The following is a 1516-nucleotide window of genomic DNA, read 5'->3' on the forward strand; positions in this document are numbered from 1 at the left end:
CTCCCTCTATAAATGTTGATGTATCAATGGTTTGCGCCATTTTTTGAGTGCCAAAAAATATTTTTCGACACGTACATCTATCGATATTTTCTAGTTATTGATTTTTTTGACAATCTGTTCGAACGCTTCGCTAAAGGATGAACCATTAACTGGTAATGCCCCTCCTAATCCAGTGCTGTATATCGGTGCACTTTTGGATCTCTGCGTTGCTTATGATGACGGACCCTCCCATGTCTCTAGGCGTCTGGTTGCGCGTACATTCCTTCGTTCGGTCTATTCATAAGGCAGAGGCTGGCGATGCTCCTTTAGGGACTCGTGTTTGTACGGTCGAATGGTGAAAATAATGCCGGCTTCTCCGTGTCATCCTTTTGTTTTTGACTGCTGATGGGTACGCTTACGCAGCCGTTTGAAGCTGAGTAAAATCGTTCATCATTTGGTCTGCGTTAAAATAGGTTTTCTTGTTGCACAAGGCATGTAAAATCTTGAGTAGTTTGCCACACAAGACGACAATCGATTGCTTTTTACGCAGCGGATTGTTCGGGCGTGTGGTGTAATGCTTGTGCAGGGCTTTAAAGGCTGGATTATGTTGAATCAATGGCATCATGACACGGAATAAGAGCGCACGTAATTTACGTCTACCCCGTTTGGAGATGCGTTTTTGTCCTTTTTGCTGGCCAGAAGAGTTTTCACGCAATGTGAGTCCCGCGAGTTTAATGAGTTGGCGTGGATGCGCATATTGTGTGAGGGAACCGACTTCTGAGAGTAAATCGACAATCGTTACGTCTCCGATTCCGGGTACAGATGCTAAGTATTCATAATCCGTCATTTGTTTCGCTAATTCGATTAATTGGCTCGTTAATTCGTTTAGCTGTGCCTGCATCATTTTGTGCTGCGCAAGGAGTGTGGCGATTTCAAAACGGGCCATCACTAAGCCTTCCGTCAAACCAATCGAATGAGGCGCAATGTCGACTAATTGTTTTGCCTTTGGTAGATGAGGACTTTTCATCCCGTCTACTTGGCGATACAGGAAGAGGAGTTCTTCCGGTGATTTACCTTGAATGTCCATTGGCAATGGTGTTTTTTCAAGCACCGCATACGCCATTTTCCCGAAGCTTTTAAACACTTGTGTAAACTCTGGAAAGAAACGGTCTAACCAACGAATGAGGCGGTTTTGAAACGCGTTTAAATCTTCTTGGATTTTAGCGCGCAACGTGGCGCCATTTCGTAATTCTGCCTCCACACCTTCTAACAGACGTGGATAGCTGAAACGTCCATCGCGCATTAAACGGGCGATGACGAGCGCATCTTTTTGGTCATTTTTCGTCTGCAGGTTGTCGTCGAGTTCTTTCGAGCGATTGACGTGCATCGGATTGACCATCACGAACGGAATCCCGTACTGTGTAAGAAACGCAGCTAAGTTCATCCAGTAGTGACCTGTTGGCTCGAAACCAACAAGGATTTCTTGTTTTTCATGCGCCTGTTTGAGCGCAAGTAGACGTTCGTAAAACGCTTCAAA

At 45.1% G+C, this 1516-nt stretch carries 1 protein-coding gene; it reads right to left on the reverse strand.

Annotation, left to right across the window (positions count from 1 at the left end; genetic code table 11):
- Positions 1-394: 394 nt before the first annotated feature.
- Positions 395-1516, reverse strand: a 1122-nt coding sequence (locus tag DDE80_RS14325) for an IS110 family RNA-guided transposase (RefSeq protein WP_108308615.1), incomplete at its 5' end; no start/stop codon positions are given.

The sequence above is a fragment of the Metalysinibacillus jejuensis genome, from assembly GCF_003057615.1.
Lineage (GTDB): Bacteria > Bacillota > Bacilli > Bacillales_A > Planococcaceae > Metalysinibacillus > Metalysinibacillus jejuensis.